16 protein-coding genes and 1 pseudogene are annotated in these 18,909 nt (G+C 44.9%); 7 read left to right on the top strand and 10 right to left on the bottom strand.

Features of this window, described 5'->3' with window-relative positions:
* The first annotated feature begins 131 nt into the window (after nucleotides 1-131).
* Complete coding sequence (locus tag AYY17_RS03855) at nucleotides 132-488, top strand: hypothetical protein (RefSeq protein WP_067421448.1); 357 nt, start codon at nucleotides 132-134, stop codon at nucleotides 486-488.
* Between the two features lie 293 nt (nucleotides 489-781).
* Here AYY17_RS03855 and AYY17_RS21450 read toward each other — a convergent pair whose 3' ends face one another.
* Nucleotides 782-925 (bottom strand): hypothetical protein, encoded by a 144-nt coding sequence (locus AYY17_RS21450; RefSeq protein ID WP_156656628.1) that lies wholly within the window; start codon nucleotides 923-925, stop codon nucleotides 782-784.
* A 112-nt stretch (nucleotides 926-1,037) separates the two neighbouring features.
* On the opposite strand from AYY17_RS21450, the gene AYY17_RS03850 reads away from it, so the two are divergent.
* The 6 genes from AYY17_RS03850 to AYY17_RS03825 all read left to right on the top strand — a co-directional run bounded on the left by AYY17_RS03850 (nucleotide 1,038) and on the right by AYY17_RS03825 (nucleotide 9,260).
* Nucleotides 1,038-2,669, top strand: a complete 1,632-nt coding sequence (locus AYY17_RS03850) for a TolC family protein (RefSeq protein ID WP_067421446.1) — start codon at nucleotides 1,038-1,040, stop codon at nucleotides 2,667-2,669.
* Nucleotides 2,666-4,819: a type I secretion system permease/ATPase gene (locus AYY17_RS03845; RefSeq protein WP_235845265.1), complete on the top strand. Its 2,154-nt coding sequence runs from the start codon at nucleotides 2,666-2,668 to the stop codon at nucleotides 4,817-4,819. The genes AYY17_RS03850 and AYY17_RS03845 overlap by 4 nt, the downstream gene beginning before the upstream one ends.
* A gap of 1 nt (nucleotide 4,820) precedes the next feature.
* A complete protein-coding gene (locus tag AYY17_RS03840; protein ID WP_235845264.1) occupies nucleotides 4,821-6,044 on the top strand; it encodes an HlyD family type I secretion periplasmic adaptor subunit in 1,224 nt (407 codons plus the stop codon).
* Between the two features lie 149 nt (nucleotides 6,045-6,193).
* A complete protein-coding gene (locus AYY17_RS03835) occupies nucleotides 6,194-7,105 on the top strand; it encodes a pirin family protein (protein ID WP_067421444.1) in 912 nt (303 codons plus the stop codon).
* Nucleotides 7,106-7,262: 157 nt separating this feature from the next.
* A complete protein-coding gene (gene adhP, locus AYY17_RS03830; RefSeq protein ID WP_067421441.1) occupies nucleotides 7,263-8,279 on the top strand; it encodes an alcohol dehydrogenase AdhP in 1,017 nt (338 codons plus the stop codon).
* Between the two features lie 324 nt (nucleotides 8,280-8,603).
* Nucleotides 8,604-9,260: a glycosyltransferase family 25 protein gene (locus AYY17_RS03825; protein WP_067421439.1), complete on the top strand. Its 657-nt coding sequence runs from the start codon at nucleotides 8,604-8,606 to the stop codon at nucleotides 9,258-9,260.
* Between the two features lie 47 nt (nucleotides 9,261-9,307).
* Here the strand turns inward: AYY17_RS03825 and AYY17_RS03820 are convergent, their stop codons facing one another.
* From AYY17_RS03820 to tssF, 9 genes and pseudogenes are all read right to left on the bottom strand, one after another.
* Nucleotides 9,308-9,793, bottom strand: a complete 486-nt coding sequence (locus AYY17_RS03820; protein ID WP_067421437.1) for a DcrB-related protein — start codon at nucleotides 9,791-9,793, stop codon at nucleotides 9,308-9,310.
* A 25-nt stretch (nucleotides 9,794-9,818) separates the two neighbouring features.
* Nucleotides 9,819-11,453, bottom strand: a complete 1,635-nt coding sequence (locus AYY17_RS03815) for an OmpA family protein (RefSeq protein ID WP_067421433.1) — start codon at nucleotides 11,451-11,453, stop codon at nucleotides 9,819-9,821.
* Nucleotides 11,454-12,086, bottom strand: a complete 633-nt coding sequence (locus AYY17_RS03810) for a hypothetical protein (protein WP_067421432.1) — start codon at nucleotides 12,084-12,086, stop codon at nucleotides 11,454-11,456.
* Nucleotides 12,080-13,426 carry a GlcNAc-transferase family protein gene (locus tag AYY17_RS03805; RefSeq protein WP_067421430.1) on the bottom strand — a complete coding sequence of 449 codons (1,347 nt, stop codon included), beginning with the start codon at nucleotides 13,424-13,426 and terminating at the stop codon, nucleotides 12,080-12,082. The genes AYY17_RS03810 and AYY17_RS03805 overlap by 7 nt, the downstream gene beginning before the upstream one ends.
* A 20-nt stretch (nucleotides 13,427-13,446) precedes the next feature.
* Entirely contained in the window at nucleotides 13,447-13,716 is a 270-nt protein-coding gene (locus tag AYY17_RS22680; protein WP_412779005.1) for a fimbrial protein, read from the bottom strand.
* Nucleotides 13,717-13,768: 52 nt separating this feature from the next.
* Nucleotides 13,769-14,464: a hypothetical protein gene (locus AYY17_RS03800; protein WP_067421429.1), complete on the bottom strand. Its 696-nt coding sequence runs from the start codon at nucleotides 14,462-14,464 to the stop codon at nucleotides 13,769-13,771.
* Entirely contained in the window at nucleotides 14,461-15,588 is a 1,128-nt protein-coding gene (locus tag AYY17_RS03795; RefSeq protein WP_162271092.1) for a type VI secretion system protein TssA, read from the bottom strand. The genes AYY17_RS03800 and AYY17_RS03795 overlap by 4 nt, the downstream gene beginning before the upstream one ends.
* 33 nt (nucleotides 15,589-15,621) lie before the next feature.
* On the bottom strand, nucleotides 15,622-16,638 hold the full coding sequence (gene tssG, locus AYY17_RS03790) for a type VI secretion system baseplate subunit TssG (protein WP_067421425.1): 1,017 nt from the start codon (nucleotides 16,636-16,638) through the stop codon (nucleotides 15,622-15,624).
* Nucleotides 16,638-18,514, bottom strand: a pseudogene (tssF, locus tag AYY17_RS03785) (type VI secretion system baseplate subunit TssF). Before tssF ends, tssG begins: the two are co-directional and overlap by 1 nt.
* Nucleotides 18,515-18,909: the final 395 nt, after the last annotated feature.

The raw sequence follows: 18,909 nt of genomic DNA, 5'->3' as shown, positions 1-18,909 counted from the left end.
CCGTCCCGGCGCAGGTTGCTGCATCTGAGCAAATTAATGTACCCGATTCGGTCAATTCAGGAATAACACCAAAACCGGCTGCAAATACGAATACGACCAGTCTTCTCAATACGGAATGGACTGATTCCGGTATGCGTGACAGCAAAAATGAATTTAGTCTTTTTTTCACACAAAACATTCCTACAGAGAATGCCGACCGTAAGGTTAAATTTTCTTTTATGACTCAGGGGGTTGGTGATAAAAAAGTTGAATTTAAGAAAGAAGGTAAACCAAGTGGAATATACTTCAACCGGGTCATCGATACCTGGGTGATGGATTGCCACGATTTCAGTGGTTATCAGTTATCTAAAACCTATCTGATGAATAACAATATTATCTACAGTCGCAAGCTTAAACTTGATAACTATAATATCGATAACCTTGAAAAGGTATCAGTGTTTCCCGGTACTGATGCTTATAATGCAGCAAAATATTATTGTGGCCGCTGATTTTATTGTTTCTCCGTTATATTAGTCAGTCGTTATGTGATGAATACTGTGGTTACTCAGTTATTCATCACATAATGATGTCTTATATTGTAAGGTTGTTTTTCTTTGATGTTATTTGAAACAGCACTGCATTTTAACGGCTAAGTTAAAATATCATGTTCAGAAATAATAAAAATCATTTGCAAAATATATTTTTGTTTGCGGATCGGATGACAGGTTATTCAACCTGATATTAACATTTTATGTTATCACTATCGCCGGAAAATCCCTGCTGCTTTTTGATAAGCTACCCGCTATTCAGTAATTTTCCCGGAGCAGGATATTGCACTCTGAATTATTGCGCAGACAAGGTTATGGCGCACCTGCAATATCTCCGGGCTGTTCATTAGTCTGATGGCTTTCTTTGTTCTCAGAATAGTCCGCAGGCTGATAATCATAATTATTCCGGCCGGAAATGCGTTTACCTGTCACAGTGTAACTGTATCAGGATCTGTTTCGTTTTCATTTTTATGTATTCACCGGTATTCGTCAGCATAAAAGGTCTGAGCAGTGAAAGTAAATTGGTTTGTACGTAACCTTTCTGTGGCCGCCATTATTACCGGTGTTTGTATACATACGGTTTCTGCGGCAGTCTCATTCGGTGCATTTGGTTATAAAGCAGCACAGGAAATTGAGCAGGAACCCGAACTGACCGGGGACAGTGGTGAAGAACAGCAGCCGGTAAAAACACGGCCTGAAATAACTACGTTGCCGGAAAACCCGAATCGCCGGATTGTTTCGTCTGCACGTGTGGTTACCACAAAACAGGATGACGTACCTTTGGTGGCGCCATTGGTTCCGCTGACCGGGGATCCGGTTGCACCGGAGAGCGAGATTATCCGTCAGCGCTCAATTTTGAATAATATGCCGAAATCCCGGCCGGTTAATACCTCTGCTCCGGTTGTTGCCGGGCAGACCGGCATGCCCGGCGGGATGACATTGCAGGATGCGGTTGTCAAATCGTTAGACTGGGATGCCGGTTTGTCCGGGTTGGTTAACCAATACCGTGCTCAATTGGAAGCGGTATATCAGAAAGAAACTGAATATTATCCGCAACCGGGGGCAGGAATTTCCCGGAGCCTGAATAACAGCGACAAAGGCTATGTGGCAACAGCCAGCGTCAGCCAGTTGCTCTATTCGTTCGGTAAAGTCTCATCACAGATAGATTCATTAGTCGCACGCAGTGATCAGTCTATGCTGCGGGTGTTTGTGACAGCAGATGAAGTGGCCGAGAAAACGGCAATGCTGTATCTCGATATAAAACGCTATCAGGAATATATCGTACTGGCAGAGGAGCAACTGAGCTCCGTGCGCCACATTACCGACCTTGCCCGTGAGCGGACCGCAGCGGGTGCGGCATCCCGTGCCGATTTGGTTCAGGCGGAAGCCCGACAGGACAGCGCACAGCTTCAGCTTAATACGCTGAAGCTTGAACATGAAAATCAGATCCTCAATCTGAACCGGATGACCGGTGTTTCTGTCAGCCTGTTATCAGAGCAGCCGGTTGATTCATCTTTATATAGCCGGCAGTGCTATGCACAAAATATTGATTTTAATTCAGTTCCTGTGGTGTTGGTCGCCAGGGCCGGGCTGACGATTGCACAAAGTGACCGTGAAGTGGCCAAACGTGAAGTTATGCCGAGTATCGGATTGCAGGGCACTTATCAGCAGCGTTTTGATGCAAAAGATACTGATCGTTACGGGCGCGAAGACCACAGTGTTGAGCTGACAGTCAATGTGCCTCTGTCGAATTTTTATACCAGTAATTCAAAGCAGCGGATGGCGGCTTATCAGGAAAATGCAGCCAATTCAGAAATCCGCCATACACAGAATATTGTTGAGAATAACTGGCGTAACCAGCAAATCCGGCTTAATGAACTGGAAGAACGAATGAAATTACTGGATTCACGTAACCTTTCCCTCAAGGATGTAACCCGCCTGTATCAGGAGCAATACGTTGCTCTGGGTCAGCGCAGTATTATCGATCTGCTGAATGCGGATCAGGAATGGCATCAGTCACGACGCGATTATGTGGCGGCAAAGTATGACTACCTGGCAACCAGTATCAGTTGTTCCTCACAGTTAGGGCTGTTCCGCGAAAGCTTACAATTATCCAATGAATCTCTACGGAGTCTCCAGTGATTTCAGAGCAACAACAGAGCGAATATAATGAAACCTGGTTGCAGGCTTTGATCCTCGCTGCCCGTCATTATCGTTTGCCGGTCTCGGAAGAGAATGCCAGAGTCAATTTTACCTACAGCAGCGGAACCGGACAAAAAACCGAGCTTCAGCGCATCGCCCGTAACATTGGTCTGACGCTTGACCGGGTGCCGCTGACTAAAGAGATGCTCAATCCCTGGTATCTGCCTTTTATTGTGGCACTGCCGGACGGACAGGCTTTGTATGCAGAGAGTATCTCTGCTGATGGTCGTGTTCAGGTGGTGTTACTGCACGGCGGACAGAAAAAAAATCATATTGCGCTGGATGAGTTACTGAAACTGACTCAGGGCGGGGATGTTATCCTTGCGCGACCGGAAAGAAATGTGCCGGATGCGCGCGTGGATGATTATATCCGGCCGTTTAAGAAAAGCTGGTTCTGGGATATTGTCCTGCGTGATCGCAAATATTTTGTCTCCGTACTGATTGCCGCGTTGCTGGCTAACGTCCTGGCACTGAGTTCAATAATTTTCTCTATGCAGGTCTATGACCGGGTTATTCCCGGAAAATCGATTCCCACTCTGCTGGTGCTCTTTATTGGTGTGCTGATTGCGATGGGATTTGAATTTACGATGCGGATCATGCGGGTAAGGCTGATTGATCTTATCGGTAAACGGGCGGATCTGAAAATTACCGATACGGTGTTCGGTCATGCGTTACGTATCCGCATGAAAGAGCGCATGCGCTCAACCGGGACCTTTGTTTCCCAGTTACGGGAACTGGAAAATGTCCGTGAAACCATTACCTCCACAACGGTAACAGCAGCATCTGATTTACCTTTCTTCTTTTTATTCCTGGTCATTTTGTGGCTGATCGCCGGTCCCCTGGCGCTGGTTCCTCTGGTGGCGCTGTTTTTTATGATCCTGCCCGGTCTGCTGCTTCAGCCTAAGCTGGGCAAACTTGCCAATGAAGCAATGCGGGAAAGTACACTGCGTAATGCCTCTTTGATTGAAGCAGTTCAGTGCGCGGAAGATATTAAATTTCACCGTGCGGAACCGCGTTTTCAGCAGGAGTGGAACTACCTGAATGAAAAAGTGGGTGATACAAACCTTAAAGTGAAATTTATCACCCAGGGACTGATGACCTGGAGCCAGACCATCCAGACACTGGTTTTTGCTGTGACCGTACTGTGCGGGGCATTCCTGGTCATGGACGGGGCGATCACCACCGGCGCACTGCTCGGGGCATCTATTCTCAGCTCACGGATGATGGCGCCGATGGCGCAGATCTCCGGGCTGCTGGCGCGCTGGCAATCAACGAAAGTTTCATTAAAAAGCCTGAATGAGCTGATGGAAAAACCGGTTGATGCCCAGTACGGCACAAAACTGATTCATAAGCCGTCACTGACCGGACATTATGAATTTGAAAATGTCTCTGTTACCTATGATGTGCAGGCAAATCCGGTACTGACGATTGGTTCGCTGACGATTAAACCGGGTGAAAAAATTGCCATTCTCGGGCGTAACGGCTCCGGAAAATCGACACTACTGTATGCATTGAGCGGGTTATTAGATCCGGTCGCCGGGCAAATCCGCCTGGATGATGTCAATTTATCAGCAATTGATCCTTACGATGTGCGCCGTGATATAGGTTATCTCGGGGCGAACTCCCGTCTGTTACACGGCACATTGCGCGATAATATGACTCTGGGGGCACCGAAAGCAGATGATGTGCAAATTATTGATGCATTACAGATTGCCGGTGTGGCTGATTTGGTCAGCAGCAGCCCGCAGGGATTGAGCCGGGTCTTATGGGAAGGCGGGATCGGGATGTCCGGCGGACAGCGGCAGGCTGTTCTGCTTGCCCGTACCATCCTGACAAATCCGAATATTGTGCTGCTGGATGAACCAACATCCGCTCTGGATGAAATTGCGGAACAGCGCCTTATCAGCGGGCTGAAAACATGGGCACAGGACAAAACGCTGGTGGTTGCCACGCACCGGACAAGTGTGTTGCAACTGGTTGACAGGATTATCGTGATGAATAACGGACGAATTGTGCTTGATGGTGCCCGTGACGAGGTTCTCAGGAACCTGATGTCCGGTACAACGGCACCGGCTAAGGCAGGAAACTGAGATGAAAAAAATGAAAACTCAGAGGGCAGCACCGACGCCTGAAACAAACCTGCGCGGAGTCCCGTTTCTCTACGGTGGTCAGCATGAGCCGGGACTGCCCCGTCTGGTCAGCCTGATATTGGTTATTTCAGGTTTTTTCATTATTTTACTTATCTGGGCCGCATTGTCGGATGTGGATGAAATTACCAAGGGGCAGGGGAAAATTATTCCGTCATCCCGTGAGCAGGTTGTTCAGTCTCTTGAAGGCGGTATTCTCTCTTCACTGGAAGTCCGCGAAGGCGCGATCGTTGAAAAGGGACAGGCTATCGCGTATCTGGATGAAACCCGTTTTGAGTCTTCTCTGGATGAGAGCCGCAGCCGCTATAAAGCCAATCTGATCAAGTCCGCCCGTCTGAATGCTGAAGTCTCCGGCAGTGAATTTGTTATCCCTGAGCTGGTTAAAAAGGATACCGCACTGGTAGAAGCAGAACAGCGTCTGTATAAATCACGTAAAGAGCGGCTGGGACAGTCAATTAAAGGTGTAAATAACTCACTGCAGCTTTACCGTCGTGAAGAGATGATCCTGCAACGCCTGGTAAAATCCGGGGCGTCAAGTGAAGTGGAATTGATCCGCCTGAAGCGGACAATATCTGAACTGGAGAGTAAAAAGCAGGAACTGCATAATGAATATGTGGTGAATGCGCGCGAGCAACTTGCAGAATCCAATAAAGAGCTGGAAGAACTGGAGTCGGTTATGCGTGCCCGTGATGACTCATTGCAGCGGGCAAAAGTTGTTTCACCGGTACGCGGAATTGTGAAAAATATTGAAGTGAATACCATCGGTGGCGTTATCGCACCGGGCGGGAAAATCATGGATATTATCCCGCTGGATGATCAATTGATTGTGGAAGCGAAAATTTCGCCGCAGGATATCGCGCATATCCGCCTGAACGACGCCGCTCTGGTGAAAATTACCGCGTATGATTATGCTATTTACGGCGGACTGGAAGGGGAGGTAATACTTATCTCACCGGATACCCTTCAGGATGAAATTCAGCGCGATCATGTTTATTACCGGATCCTTATCCGGACAAGTAAAGATGCACTGATTAATAAAGCCGGTAAAGAGTTTCAGATTTTCCCGGGGATGGTTGCGGAAGTCGACATCAAAACCGGCAGTAAATCGATTCTCCGTTATCTGGTGAAACCGCTGAACCGGGCAAATGAAGCCCTGCGCGAGCGATAACGCTCCCATATACCCCTGTGTGGCCACATAGTGACTCACGGGGGCGCTTTCTTTTATTTATCTTACGTATACCAACATCCTGCTGATCCTTCCGGGTAACAGTCCGGTATACTGGCGGTATTATTTCACCAGAACAGACAGGTAACACAATGACTGACAGACACGGGGTTTTACCTCAACGCCTGCCCGCACGCAGCAAAGAGGTCGGCGGTGTACCGGTCTCCCGCGCATTACCGGTGAAAGATCGGCGGCTGATTGGCGCCTGGTGCTTTCTTGATCATGCGGGGCCTGCTGTATTTAAAGGTCAGGACGGTATGAAAGTTGGTCCGCATCCGCATACCGGTTTGCAAACCTTTACCTGGATGCTGGAGGGTGAAATATTGCACCGTGACAGTCTGGGGTCGGAACAAATTATCCGCCCGGGCCAGGTTAATCTGATGACGGCCGGACACGGGATCACGCACACCGAAGATTCTGCCGGACGACATCCGCGCCTGCACGCAGCACAACTCTGGATTGCCCTGCCGCCTGCTGAAAGTGAGATGCCACCCAGGTTTGATCACTATCCGGATTTACCTGTCTGGAATGTCGACCAGGTCCGTTTTACCCTGCTTGCCGGGGAATATGGGGAGAGATGCTCTCCGGTACTGCATTTCTCTGCGTTGGTCGGCATTGATTTACAGGCACAACAATCGGCTCAAACCACGCTGAATACCCGTCCGGATTTTGAATACGGTATATTTATTCTGGAAGGGCAACTGACTTATTGTGATGAAATTTATACGACGAATGAATTAGTTTATCTCGGAGAAGGGTTATCCTCACTCACTCTGACACTGATGAAAGGCACCCGGATACTATTACTGGGGGGCGCGCCGATGCAGGAAAAAATCATGCTGTGGTGGAATTTCGCCGGCTACAATTCACAGTCATTACAACAGGCTGTCAGTGACTGGAATAGTGGCGATGTTCGTTTCGGGGTAATCGAAAATGAGTGTCGTGAACCATTACCGGCACCTTTATACCCTGTGGCGCACCGCCATTCTGACCCTCAGATATAATTGTCTGAATCTGGTTTATCATATTAATGATAGCAAATATTATTGGCATTCTTAGTACAGTATTACTTCTTATTACGGGTTACACTGAAATTGTTAATGGTCGTTATGTTTCTTAACTGAACATAACATTGATGTTGTTTCATTATTGAGGTGAATTATGAAAGCTGCCGTCGTCGCGAAAAATAAAACAGTGGAAATAAAAGAAAAAACATTACGTCCGCTGAAATACGGTGAAGCCTTATTAAAAATGGAATGCTGTGGTGTTTGTCACACTGACCTGCATGTGAAAAACGCCGATTTTGGTGATGTCTCCGGTGTGATCCTCGGGCACGAGGGAATTGGGGTGGTAACAGAAATCGGTGAGGGTGTAACATCACTGAAAGTAGGGGATCGCGCCAGTGTCGCCTGGTTCTTCCGCGGATGTGGTCACTGTGAGTATTGTAACAGCGGCAAAGAAACATTCTGTCGTGAAGTGAAAAATGCCGGTTATACCGTTGACGGCGGTATGGCGGAAGAGTGTATCGTGACTGCAGATTATTCGGTAAAAGTGCCTGATGGTCTGGAATCAGCGGCTGCCAGCAGTATTACCTGCGCGGGTGTGACAACCTATAAAGCGATTAAAGTTTCCGGTATTAAACCGGGGCAGTGGCTGGCAATTTATGGTCTCGGCGGGCTGGGTAACCTTGCGCTGCAATACGCTAAAAATGTGTTTAATGCCAAAGTCGTTGCCATTGATGTGAATGACAAGCAGCTTGCACTGGCGAAAGAGATGGGTGCTGATCTGGTACTGAATCCGAAAACAGATAATGTGGATGAAATCATCCAAAAAGACCTCGGTGGTGTACATGCTGCGGTTGTGACCGCAGTGGCTAAATCTGCATTCAATTCAGCAATTGCCAGCGTACGTGCTGCCGGACGGGTTGTTGCAGTCGGTCTGCCGGTTGAAACGATGGATCTGAGTATTCCGCGTCTGGTACTGGATGGTATCGAAGTGGTTGGTTCGCTGGTGGGAACACGTGAAGACCTGAAAGAAGCGTTCCGTTTCGGCGCGGAAGGAAAAGTCGTGCCGAAGGTAGCATTGCGTCCGCTGGAAGATATCAATACCATTTTCGAAGAGATGGCACAGGGTAAATTTACCGGCCGTATGGTAATTGATTTTACAAAGAAAAAATAATGTCCTGATAGTATCTGAGACAATAAAGCAGCTGCCGGGAAACCCGCAGCTGTTTTTTTTAAACGAACATTGCGACAGAGATAAAACGATGTATAAAAATAAAATATAACGGATTAATCTGCTCAAAAAATAATGCGAATTATGAGAAGTTTATACAAAATTATATTCCAGCACTGATTATGTAATGTGAAAGATAAATTTATTTTTTAACTATATTCATTATTGAACTGCATTTTACAGAGTGATGAGCCGGCGTCTTCAGGGATGAAGTCAACGAACCTGCAGTTTGCATGAATAAGAGTATTAATACTTTGGAGAACATGGATGATTAGAGTTAACTGGGGTTTTGTCGATAAAGTTGTGTATATCAATTTGGCAAAACGCACAGACAGACGGGAAAGCATTGAATTTCAGCTGAAGAAAATGGCGGTTCCTCCGGAGAAAATAATCCGTTTTGAGGCGATAGAACACGATAAAGGTGCACTGGGTTGCGCGATGTCTCATGTTGCTGTATTGACGATGGCGAAAGAAAATAACTGGCAAAATGTACTGATTCTTGAAGACGATATGGTCTTTAATGATGATGATGAATCACATGACAGAATCAATTATTTTTTCAGTAGCCTGATATCAACTGACTGGGATGCCGGATTTTTATCAGGAAGTTATTTTAAGATTAAACAGAAACATGGTTGTTTTTATCAGGTATTCCGCTCTTATCTTTCCAATAGTTATATTGTTAATCAACATTATTATGACGAGTTGATTGCAGTCTTTGATGTGTCTATTGAAAAAATGAATGAAGGTATTATACACCGCAACTACTGCAGTCTGGATGTTTATTGGCATTATCTTATGCAGCGGGATGACTGGTATGCGATTTATCCTTGTGTCGGATATCAACTGGTGGATATGAGTGATATTGAAGGGTACATGACAGACAGAGTATGTTATTTCAGCAGAACTATTGATGAGATGTAACAGACTAAAAAGAATAAAACCCCTATATTATCTATAGGGGAATAATATTAGCCTAATAATCCGGAAGTCGAGTTTGGCGCAAAACTGTTCAGAACACGAACATAATGTTTACGCTGATATTCAGTAAAGTCGCCTTTACGGTTAAGCGTGAAAATAATGATGCGGTTATTATTCGGGTTATTATCTCTGTGGTAAGGCAGCTTAATCATAGATTGTACCTGCTGTAAGCGCTCACCTTCATCCAGATAACTGTTAGCAATCTGAACAACTTTTAATTTCATCGGCCCTAATTCATGGGTGATCATTTTCCCTTCTTCTTTAAATCCGGCCAGATTACGGGTGAAGGTTTTTACTTCATTTTCACAAAATTCTTCAACAGTTTCATCTTCATCTAAAAAAGCCCGGTGTACGACAATATTATATTCATTTAATGTCGGATCCCGATAAATTAAAATATTTAATGAATTATCCAAATTAGGCGTAGAGGTAATAAAACTGCCTTCAGGAATAATGTATTCGTTATTTTTACTCATAAATAATAATCCTCAAAAGATATAACTAGCGATTTTCCTGATAAATTTTGATTTCAACACGGCGGTTTTGCTCCCGTCCATCCTGAGAATCATTATCTGCTATCGGGTTTTGGGCACCCAGACCGTGGGTTACGAAATGTGATTCCGGTAACCCGGACGATTCCTGTAACCAATGCCTGACTTGTTCTGCCCGGTTTAGTGATAAATTAATATTGTTTTTATCATTGCCGGTGTTATCGGTGTAACCTTCAATTAAAATTTTCAGTTCCGGATTTTGCTTAATAAATTGCAAAACCGGCATCAGATATTCTGTACTTTCCTGTTTTAATTTTGAACTGCCGATATCAAAAACAATATTTTTATCATGAGCGATATAGAGTGGGCTACGGGAAAATTCTGCAATTGATTTATCCAGTTTTTCAGTGAATATTTCAGGTTTTGCAAGTTCAATAATAAAGAAATAGGGGGTTTCATGATTTTCTATAGCCTGAGATAATTTCTTCATCTGCAGAATTATTTCAACCCGTTGCTGTAACGCATTTGGCGGTGTAATTTCGAATTGCTGTACCAGCGCATTAACTGTTTCATTTCTCTGAACATGAAAATTCAGAGACCAGAGCAGAGTACTGACCATTGCACCAGCAATCAGTAGCGGAACAATCAGGAGTGAATAGCGCAGTGTCTGATAAGGAACCGGTGTCATTTCAACGGTTTTTTTCCTTACCTTAACCGGCGCTTCACCGATATTTACCGGTAATGGCGGCAGTGTCAGATAAGCGGAGATCCGTGGTAAAACGGCAAATTTTTTCTGAACCCAGCGGGACCAGGCTCCGTGCCGGGTAGGACCATTTCCGTAATCAGAAAACAGCAGATTGGTAAAATCGAGAATACTTTCGGTAAATAACGTCTCAATTTCCGGCAGAACTCCGGCATCTTCCAGCCAATTGAGTGTTGATAATGCCATTGCATTACGATGTTGTGCTGCAACTGCGTGAGGTTGTTGATAAACCGCCGCAAGAGAGTGACGCAGAGAGGTGACTTCCTCGCGTAATACTTTTGGTTCAGTATTGTAAATATTAAACTGTCCTATCCAGATAGCTTTATCCGGGTTATGTGCAAACCGCTGGCTACCCAGGCGTGAATATAAAATTAATGTGCAGGGGATTTTATGTTCAAATTGATTTTGTGAAAATGAATTTGTCCAGCCGCGTATTTTATTTAATAACAGAGCATCAGTATCATGGCCATCAGGAAGTACCGGAAAAACAGCACTGAGCTGAAAATGGGTATGCTGCTGTTTGATCGCGGAAACTTGTTTATGTAAATCGTCCGGTTTATTAATCAGCATCCAGATGATTTTATTATCAAATCTCAGCGTATCACCATCATCCTGCTGACTAAACCAGGTTCTTGCATAGGGACCAAGGATAAACACAATTTCCGGCGCTTCATTAACATCATCTTCCTGGTGAACAATAACCTCATCATGTTCATTTATCCTGATTGCATAAATAACAGTGAACATAAATAAAGTGCCGCATAATCCGCTCAGCCAGATAAACAGGTTTGATTTATCATAAAAGGCCATGCCGGCCATGATAAGCGCAATAATGCTGAATAAAATTATCAGCCATTTTTTTAATGAAGCGAAGGTTTTCATTTAAATCAGCATATCCAAAGTATCACGAATATAAAGCCAGACAAAAATCAGAATACATATCAGGCAAAGAATTTCAGCGGTAAAAATAAGCGGCAGATTGACTGTCCGGTAAGCAACCGGCTCTGGATAGGCAATTTCCTCTGCGGCTTCCGGTGGCGGTGGCGGAACCATTTTAATAACCGGCGGTTTTGGCAGTCCCGGCTCAAAAAGGGGCAATACTGATTTTAGATTTACGCTGTAAGCCGGGAATTTAGCAAGCCGGAGTGCCATCTGATAAGCCGGCAGAAAAATAGCATTGCGTTTTACGGTTGAAAAAAAAGTAAGTTGTTGCACCATATCAAAGGGCTCACGATCGAAACCGTAAAAATAATTTTCCAGCAGGTAGGGGGCCCAGGATAATTGTTGGCTGTCCGTGTATTTCAGGATAATGGTATCCAGGTACAGACAAAGTAACCGGCAAAAATCTTCTGAATGCTCAAAATAAGGATCCTCCAGTTCCAGGCAATCCCGGAACTGTTGGACCGAAGTGGATAAATTAAGTTGTAATTCCGATAACGAGGGAATAATTGACTCTAAATCAATAAGAGCATCGATACTCATTATTTTATTAAAGACATCCTGACTGCTTACCATGGTTTCTCCAGTGTTTCACCCCAGCCGGTAAGACCAAAAAAAGGTGCCAGTCTGATTTTCCCCGGAATTTTCAGAGGTTTGTCTTTTAATTTTATCGGCAGAGAATAAATATCAGGCTTATTATCGGACATCAGAGCACTGAGTTGCTCAGGTGTAATTCGTTGCATAGCAAGCAGAGAATCATCTTCTGTGAATACACCTAATGACCAGTAATCTATATTGTCACTGTTTTGTGCAATTTCATTTTTATGGATATCGACAGAGCGGTAATATGGGCTGTAAAGCCCGGTAATCCATTCTTCCCGGGATACCGGTTTTTTATCAAAATAGCAGGGCTTAAGATCACAAAGCAGTTCCTGAGCAAGCAATTGTTCATTGAAACAGATCCCTGTCAGATATTCATATTCTTCCAGTGTCCGTTCAGTGCCAAGGCAATATTTTCCGAGATCTATTTCATCAGGCTGACTAATACCTAATACCTTGCGAACCCGTTTTTTAGAGATGATATCCCGCTCCCACCAGGTTTTTTCAACCTGCTTTGTTTCTTTCTTTTCTTCTGTGTGATCTCCCCATATTTTGTCACAGCCTTCACGTCCGTAAAAATGCCAGAGGAATTGTTTTTCCGGATAAAAAATATCGTATCCATGGGTAAATGCTTTTGCGGACATCGATATTTCTTCACCGATGAAAAAAATCAGCGGATCATTGGGAACATCCAGAACAAAACGACCGGACGTGAAGGTAAAACCTCCGGCAAGAAAACAGCCGCGGCTATTTTGTGTTGTATCAAGCAGCGCGAGCGGAAGAAATGAAGGGACATCATTATCATTAAAGACATTAAATACCATCCTTGCACAGCCTGCATGCAATACTTCTTCTTTATCTTCTGTTGCCGGTGTATAGCCCGGTGGATAACCGGAAATAACGGGTTTATCTGTTTTTTCTTTCAGTGATAAATAGTAAGTAATTAATTCAGCATCCCAATTTTTAATAAACCGGCAATGAGAGTCTATCTGCAGAAAATACTGTTCATCAGTATAATATTGTTCACAGCAGTATCTTGCCCAGCAAGCACCTTGAGCCTGATATATCTGGATAAAGTGGATATTGAGTGTGGCACCAAGGTATTCCAGGCGAACAACGTCCGGATTATCACCCCGGTAATCTGTTTGCCTGGCTCCCATATCCATAAAAATAGTAAAATCCCGCTCTTCAACCTGCCAGCAAATTGAAATAAATAACTGTTCCGGATGGTCTGCTTTCGCTACCATATCTTTCAGAGTCGGAATTAATTCATTATCCCGATAGCTGGCGATGCTGACAAAAATTGTATTTTTCATATTATCAATATCACTTAGTACTATTTTAAATCAAGGGTAATAATAGCGGATGCTTTAAATGGACCTTGTGCAGGATAGGGCGTCCCATCTTGTTTTTTCAGTATTGCATTCCATTCGTAATCTGCTTTTACACCACTTGATTTTACTCCGGACTCTATCTTTGTTGATCCGTCTACATTGATTTTATTACCGTTTTTGTCAGTGATCTCGATTATTAATGAGTCGCTGTTATTTTTGGCGTCATCAACTTTTATAAATCTTCTATCCGGCGTTCGTTGTGCCGCAGTAATTGAAGCAACAGCAATGTAATCATTGTAGTCAGTCTTGCAGGTGATGCCGAAATTAAACGAACGTGATACGCCGTTTTTTTACTGATTCAGCATTTACGGTATTAAAATCGACAGGCAGTGGTTTATCAACGGTACAAACCGGAATGCCGACAATATCAATTTTATCTAATTTATAATAAGCGTAAGCGAAATCTTCTATTCTGGACTCAGCTACGGGGGTAGGCATCATCAAATTAACTGTATTTTGATACGCTGATTTTAATTTAACGGTATCTTCTAATTTATAGAAATAAGCCACGAGACGCCCCTTACCAATGTCAGTGGTCGTCGCGTTTCCGTTTGGTTCACCGGGGGTTGCTACGTAAGTCGGCGCTGGTAATTCTACGCCGGCATCACCACCCGGGCCGGTAAGAATAAATTTAACACCAATACCATCAATATTTGTGCGGTAATAATTTGTATAGCCCGGATAGACCTGAAGACCGGGACCCGTGATAGGGCGGCTTCCGTTAACACCACTAATACCCGCGCACAGGACGGTCATATCCGTACTGTTTGTTGCAGAATTGGCCCGGCCGATAGGTGTCACAGCGCTTTTGGGCGCGTCAGCACGTAATCGGATTGGTGCTGATGAGGCGAGTAAATGCTCCGGCATATAACCGGCCGGACTACTGATTTTACAATCCGCAGCCATTGCATTTGTGGCCATACCCATTGCAGCTAACAACACGAGTAATTTTAGTTTCATGACATTTCCTTGTTCGTATCTAAAATAGCAAGCATGTCAGCAGGGAATAATTTACTGAGTTCAACAAAATTTTTTCCTGCCGCTCCTTCGGCATAGGTCAGCAGCAAAATAATCGGGTTACCGGGTTCGGTTTGCTGAAACCATGCACGTGCTTCGCGGATCCTTTCCAGGGCATCCTGCCGGGTATTGATCACTTTTTCACGGTAGACAATGCGTTCGGTTGTCACCGTTGTTGTGTCACCATCAATAACTGTTTCTGTGGTTGTGCTGACAGAATCAGCTTGTTGAGTGGTATGGTCTTTGTCCTGCGTATCATCAGAAAAGACTAAGGCAGACATCGAGTTTTCACTCTCAGCTACCGCAGCTGCAGCGGCCGATTTATTACCGTTGTGGGTAAGATCTTTATTAAACAGCGCCAGTATTAATGTCAGCACCGGCAGCGCCGGTGTTTCATTCTCTAAGGTTTCACGGGCCAGCTTTTTAATTGCATCCAGAATGAATGCGGCATTATTCAGTGATGCCAGCGTTTTATCATTTTTGGTACGCCATTCATTGAGGATCCCGATAACACTCTCTTCCGCCAGGGAGTTTTCATCTTTCGGGATAGCAAAGGCGCGTTCAATTTCTTTAACTGTCAGCTGAAGTCCGTTAATTTTCGGCAACGTCAGCTGGCGAAAATCGAGCAGAAAGCCATCGATATCATCCAGTTCCGAAATAGCATTTGCCCGCATAAAGGGTTCAAATTCCCCTTCATCGTAAAGCTGGGGATGAACTTCATTGGGATAATCTTTCAGCAACTGATGCATCGCCATCAGGCCTTCTTCCAGGGCAAAAAGGCCTATCTGCCGGCTGCGTGAACGGATTAACAGAATAATCAGGCGGATATGTCTACTTTTCGTCAGAAGTTCAAGGCAATCACTTTCTATTTCACGCCAGTTAACCGGTTCAGTCGTTTCGACGAAATCGCCGTACTCAGCGCCGAGTTTGGGTGCCATTTTAGACTGCAATGTGATGAATAACGGGTCATATTCAATACCTTCACCGCAGACGAATTTCCCCGGCAGCGGTTTGAGTACGTCTTTATAAAAATCGGACTGAAAAGTAGATTGCAGTTCTTCGTTCACGGTCATATTCCATTATCTGTTGAAAATCAGTAATCAGTTAAGGTGCGTTTCGGGGTCAAAACTCATCCCCGAAATAGGTTCATCCTGCTTTTCGCGCGGAAGCCACGCGGCATATCCTAACTGGTGGCTGCCATCAAGGTTCGCCTGTGGTATTGCATTCGGTGCAAGTACTAGCTGGACATCCCAGGCATATTCAAAACCAACAAAGTTGCGGACCCACTCTTTAAGGATTGGCAGATCCTCACCCCATAAACTGAAACGCATATATTGTTCTAATGTTAACGGCCCCAGAACCAGGCTGAATTTATGCTGCCGGTCCTGAACGGTATTACCTAAAATGGCACCTTCCGATAACAGTAAGGAGGAGTTTAAATCTCCGATTTTTGTCTGGTCCGTGGTTTCGAGGAAAATCCATTGTTTGGTAAATTCTTTCAGCCCGACCTTTATCCCGAAATAATATTCCAGTGCACCAACAAGCCCTTCCGGGTTGCGTGCTTCACGGATCAGGTGAGATGAAGAAGATAGCCTGGCGTGTGTCGGCAGAACCGAGTCACAGATTTCATCCGGCACCAATCCGATAAGTGACCCGATATAAAAAGAGAACTGCTCGTCATCTTTGCGATCGAGTGTGGCGACATCCTGCGAAACAAACCAGCTGCGATAAAACAGCGAGAGCGCCCGGTGGTGAAAGATATTAACAAAGTCACGGAGCAGGGTGTCCTGGTGCTCCATGCGGATAAATGCCTGCTCGGTAAAATTTATCGGCATTGCACCCTGAGGACCCCAGATCCCTAAACTGAAGAGATCAACATGGCACAGGTGGTCTTCATGGGTAATTTTTGCGATTTCGCGCGGGGCAAACACCATATTGGGGGTTTGCCCCAGACGGTAAGGCTCTTGCTGGGGACGATCGGCCGTTCCGATAGCCGGCATATCCGGATATTTTGCCGCAACCGCCCGCATCAGGCTGACGAAACCACTGTTCCAGGGCTCGGCTTCGTCATACCACTGTGAAAGTTGGCTTAACATATTATGGTGCAAATGGCTCATTATAAGATCCCGCGCTTACCCGGACGTGGTGCCCATTTGGCGACCAGCCCGCGCTGCATTGAGTGCAGCTCAGTCTCAGTAAAGACGTTAATTGCTGCATGGCGGGATAAATAATTTTCCATCACTAACCCGAATAAATAAGGACTTAATCCGGAGAATCCGATCTCATCCACTGTCAGTACGCACTGAACCCCGCGTCCGTATACCAGAAGCTCATTTCCCGGCAATCGCCGGATGACGGGTTTGGTTTTGCTGCCGACCAGGCTGTCAATTTGTGTCATTGATTCCTGATCTGCCGGGCTGACAAACAGGCGCAGCAGATTACGCAGCGATTCCCCGCCCTGCTGTGATCCATATCGTGCAGCGGAAGATAGTTAAAACTGAGCTGACGGATCAGGCGCCAGGCTGACTCTCCCTGTGCAAATGGCGGGTGAGGGGGGCTTGGTTGTGACAGGAAATTTGCACCGTAAACAGGTACAGAATCAGACAGCGTTAAATCGTATTCATTGCCCCGGTCAATCAGACGGGGGAGATCCCGGTTGGTCACAAGTGCTTCCACGGAGAGATAACGAATATCGTCATCAAATGGTGCTTCCTGCTGATCTACCAGGGAGATAAAAACCTCTGTGCCGATATATGGCGTCAGTGTTTCATATTTACGGCGGGCGCTGCCGCTGGCCCTGGTTTCCCGGCGCAGAGAGAAATAACGCCCGAAGTTACCGGAATCACAATGCCGGGTCTGATAAATAGGATTAAAGATAACTTCGCTGCTATTTTCTGCCTGTTGCCCCATAACTTTACTGATTGAAAAAACTTCATAATCCATCGGGCGGCTGCGATCGGGTACAACGTGGAAGTCATTCAGTGCCCGGTTGATTTCAATTTTATCGATTCGTTTGGGAAACAGGTTAATGACCGGCGTGCAAAATAACAGGAAGCGGTCTTTATCAATATGACTGATCAGATCCTGAGGAAAACGGTCCAGCAGAATAATGATTTCTGCTTCATTGGTATTATTGTTACGCATTGCTTTACGTAAGTGATTGAGCGTAAAGAAATAAAAACGCTGACGACAGGCAAAATACTCCTGTATCAGGTTGTGGCCCTGGAACATATTCCACTGAACCGGTAACAGCGCCTGATCCGGTTTAAGGCCTTCAAAGGTAATACCGCCGTTAACAATGGTCGTATCGTGTTTTTCACTGCCGCCGGTGCGGATTATCATGGCAACATAATGGGCGTGGATCAGCTCAAATATATGTGAAACGACGCGCTCATCCCCGTCAATATAGAAAGGGAGATTGTCCAGATTTTCCAGTTGGGAAAACAGATTATCGCCGTCAAGTTTCAGTTTGATCCGCAGCGCGCCCTTCAGGCGTGAATAAGAGATACGGTATTTTTCCAGACTGGAAATATCCGGCGGAATAGATGTCAGGCGGACATCTTCAATTTCAATTGGCCATAATGTCAGTTCCTGGCTGTTACGAAACTCACAGCGGGACTGCTCTCCCGGTAATAAACGGGTAAACATCTGACAATTTTTCGGCACATGGTAACCATTTGAAAGGTCACCTTCCTTTGTATTCGGATGAAGACGGACGACACCCATCGAAGGGGTTTGTGCGTTGTAATTCGGATAAATAACATCCAGAAAACGTTGCGTAAATTTCGGAAATTCCGCGTCCAGTTTCACTTGTGAACGAGCTGAAATAAAACAGAATGCTTCGATAAGTCGTTCTACATAAGGATCAGCAACTTCGATACCATTCATGCCCAGACGCCCGGCAATTTTCGGATGTTTCTCCGCAAATTCACCGGACATTTCTTTCATAAACGTCAGTTCCCGATTGTAAAAATCAAGAAATTTCTGATCCACGGATATACCTCTGAAGAAAATGAATAATAAAGGTGGTGATCCACCTTTCAAATTATAAAAGACTATAAATATAAAAAAAAAGACGCTGAAGTAAAGTCCTGAACAAAATAAAACGAGGGTGTTTTAATCGATATCAGATAAGTCTGCATTACCGTGTAATTACCCTGTTATACGGTAATTATGTGATAGATAAAATAAATAACAATAGCGATGAACACTATATGATTGTCATGTGAATATATTATATTCATTTGCTGCGCTTGCATTTTTAATGTTATGCCGAGATTTTTACCGAGTTTAAACTTATTAAATAAGAAAGATAGTAAGGTTGAATACGCGTGATTATATTCATCTGTTGTAACCGGGTGTGATAATTTGTATCATTGTTTCATTGA

Source organism: Morganella psychrotolerans, from assembly GCF_001676055.1.
In the GTDB taxonomy this organism is placed as follows: domain Bacteria; phylum Pseudomonadota; class Gammaproteobacteria; order Enterobacterales; family Enterobacteriaceae; genus Morganella; species Morganella psychrotolerans_B.
Note: the sequence above shows the minus strand (reverse complement) of the source record. Positions and strands in the feature narration are given on the sequence as shown.

Bases quoted from the DNA above. Each gene is read 5' to 3' on its own strand.
- AYY17_RS03855 (WP_067421448.1), top strand. From the start codon at position 132: ATGCGTGACAGCAAAAATGAATTTAGTCTTTTTTTCACACAAAACATT.
- AYY17_RS21450 (WP_156656628.1), bottom strand. From the start codon at position 925: ATGATTATCAGCCTGCGGACTATTCTGAGAACAAAGAAAGCCATCAGA.
- AYY17_RS03840 (WP_235845264.1), top strand. From the start codon at position 4,821: ATGAAAAAAATGAAAACTCAGAGGGCAGCACCGACGCCTGAAACAAAC.
- AYY17_RS03835 (WP_067421444.1), top strand. From the start codon at position 6,194: ATGACTGACAGACACGGGGTTTTACCTCAACGCCTGCCCGCACGCAGC.
- adhP (WP_067421441.1), top strand. From the start codon at position 7,263: ATGAAAGCTGCCGTCGTCGCGAAAAATAAAACAGTGGAAATAAAAGAA.
- AYY17_RS03825 (WP_067421439.1), top strand. From the start codon at position 8,604: ATGATTAGAGTTAACTGGGGTTTTGTCGATAAAGTTGTGTATATCAAT.
- AYY17_RS03820 (WP_067421437.1), bottom strand. From the start codon at position 9,793: ATGAGTAAAAATAACGAATACATTATTCCTGAAGGCAGTTTTATTACC.
- AYY17_RS03815 (WP_067421433.1), bottom strand. From the start codon at position 11,453: ATGAAAACCTTCGCTTCATTAAAAAAATGGCTGATAATTTTATTCAGC.
- AYY17_RS03810 (WP_067421432.1), bottom strand. From the start codon at position 12,086: ATGGTAAGCAGTCAGGATGTCTTTAATAAAATAATGAGTATCGATGCT.
- AYY17_RS03805 (WP_067421430.1), bottom strand. From the start codon at position 13,426: ATGAAAAATACAATTTTTGTCAGCATCGCCAGCTATCGGGATAATGAA.
- AYY17_RS03800 (WP_067421429.1), bottom strand. From the start codon at position 14,464: ATGAAACTAAAATTACTCGTGTTGTTAGCTGCAATGGGTATGGCCACA.
- tssG (WP_067421425.1), bottom strand. From the start codon at position 16,638: ATGAGCCATTTGCACCATAATATGTTAAGCCAACTTTCACAGTGGTAT.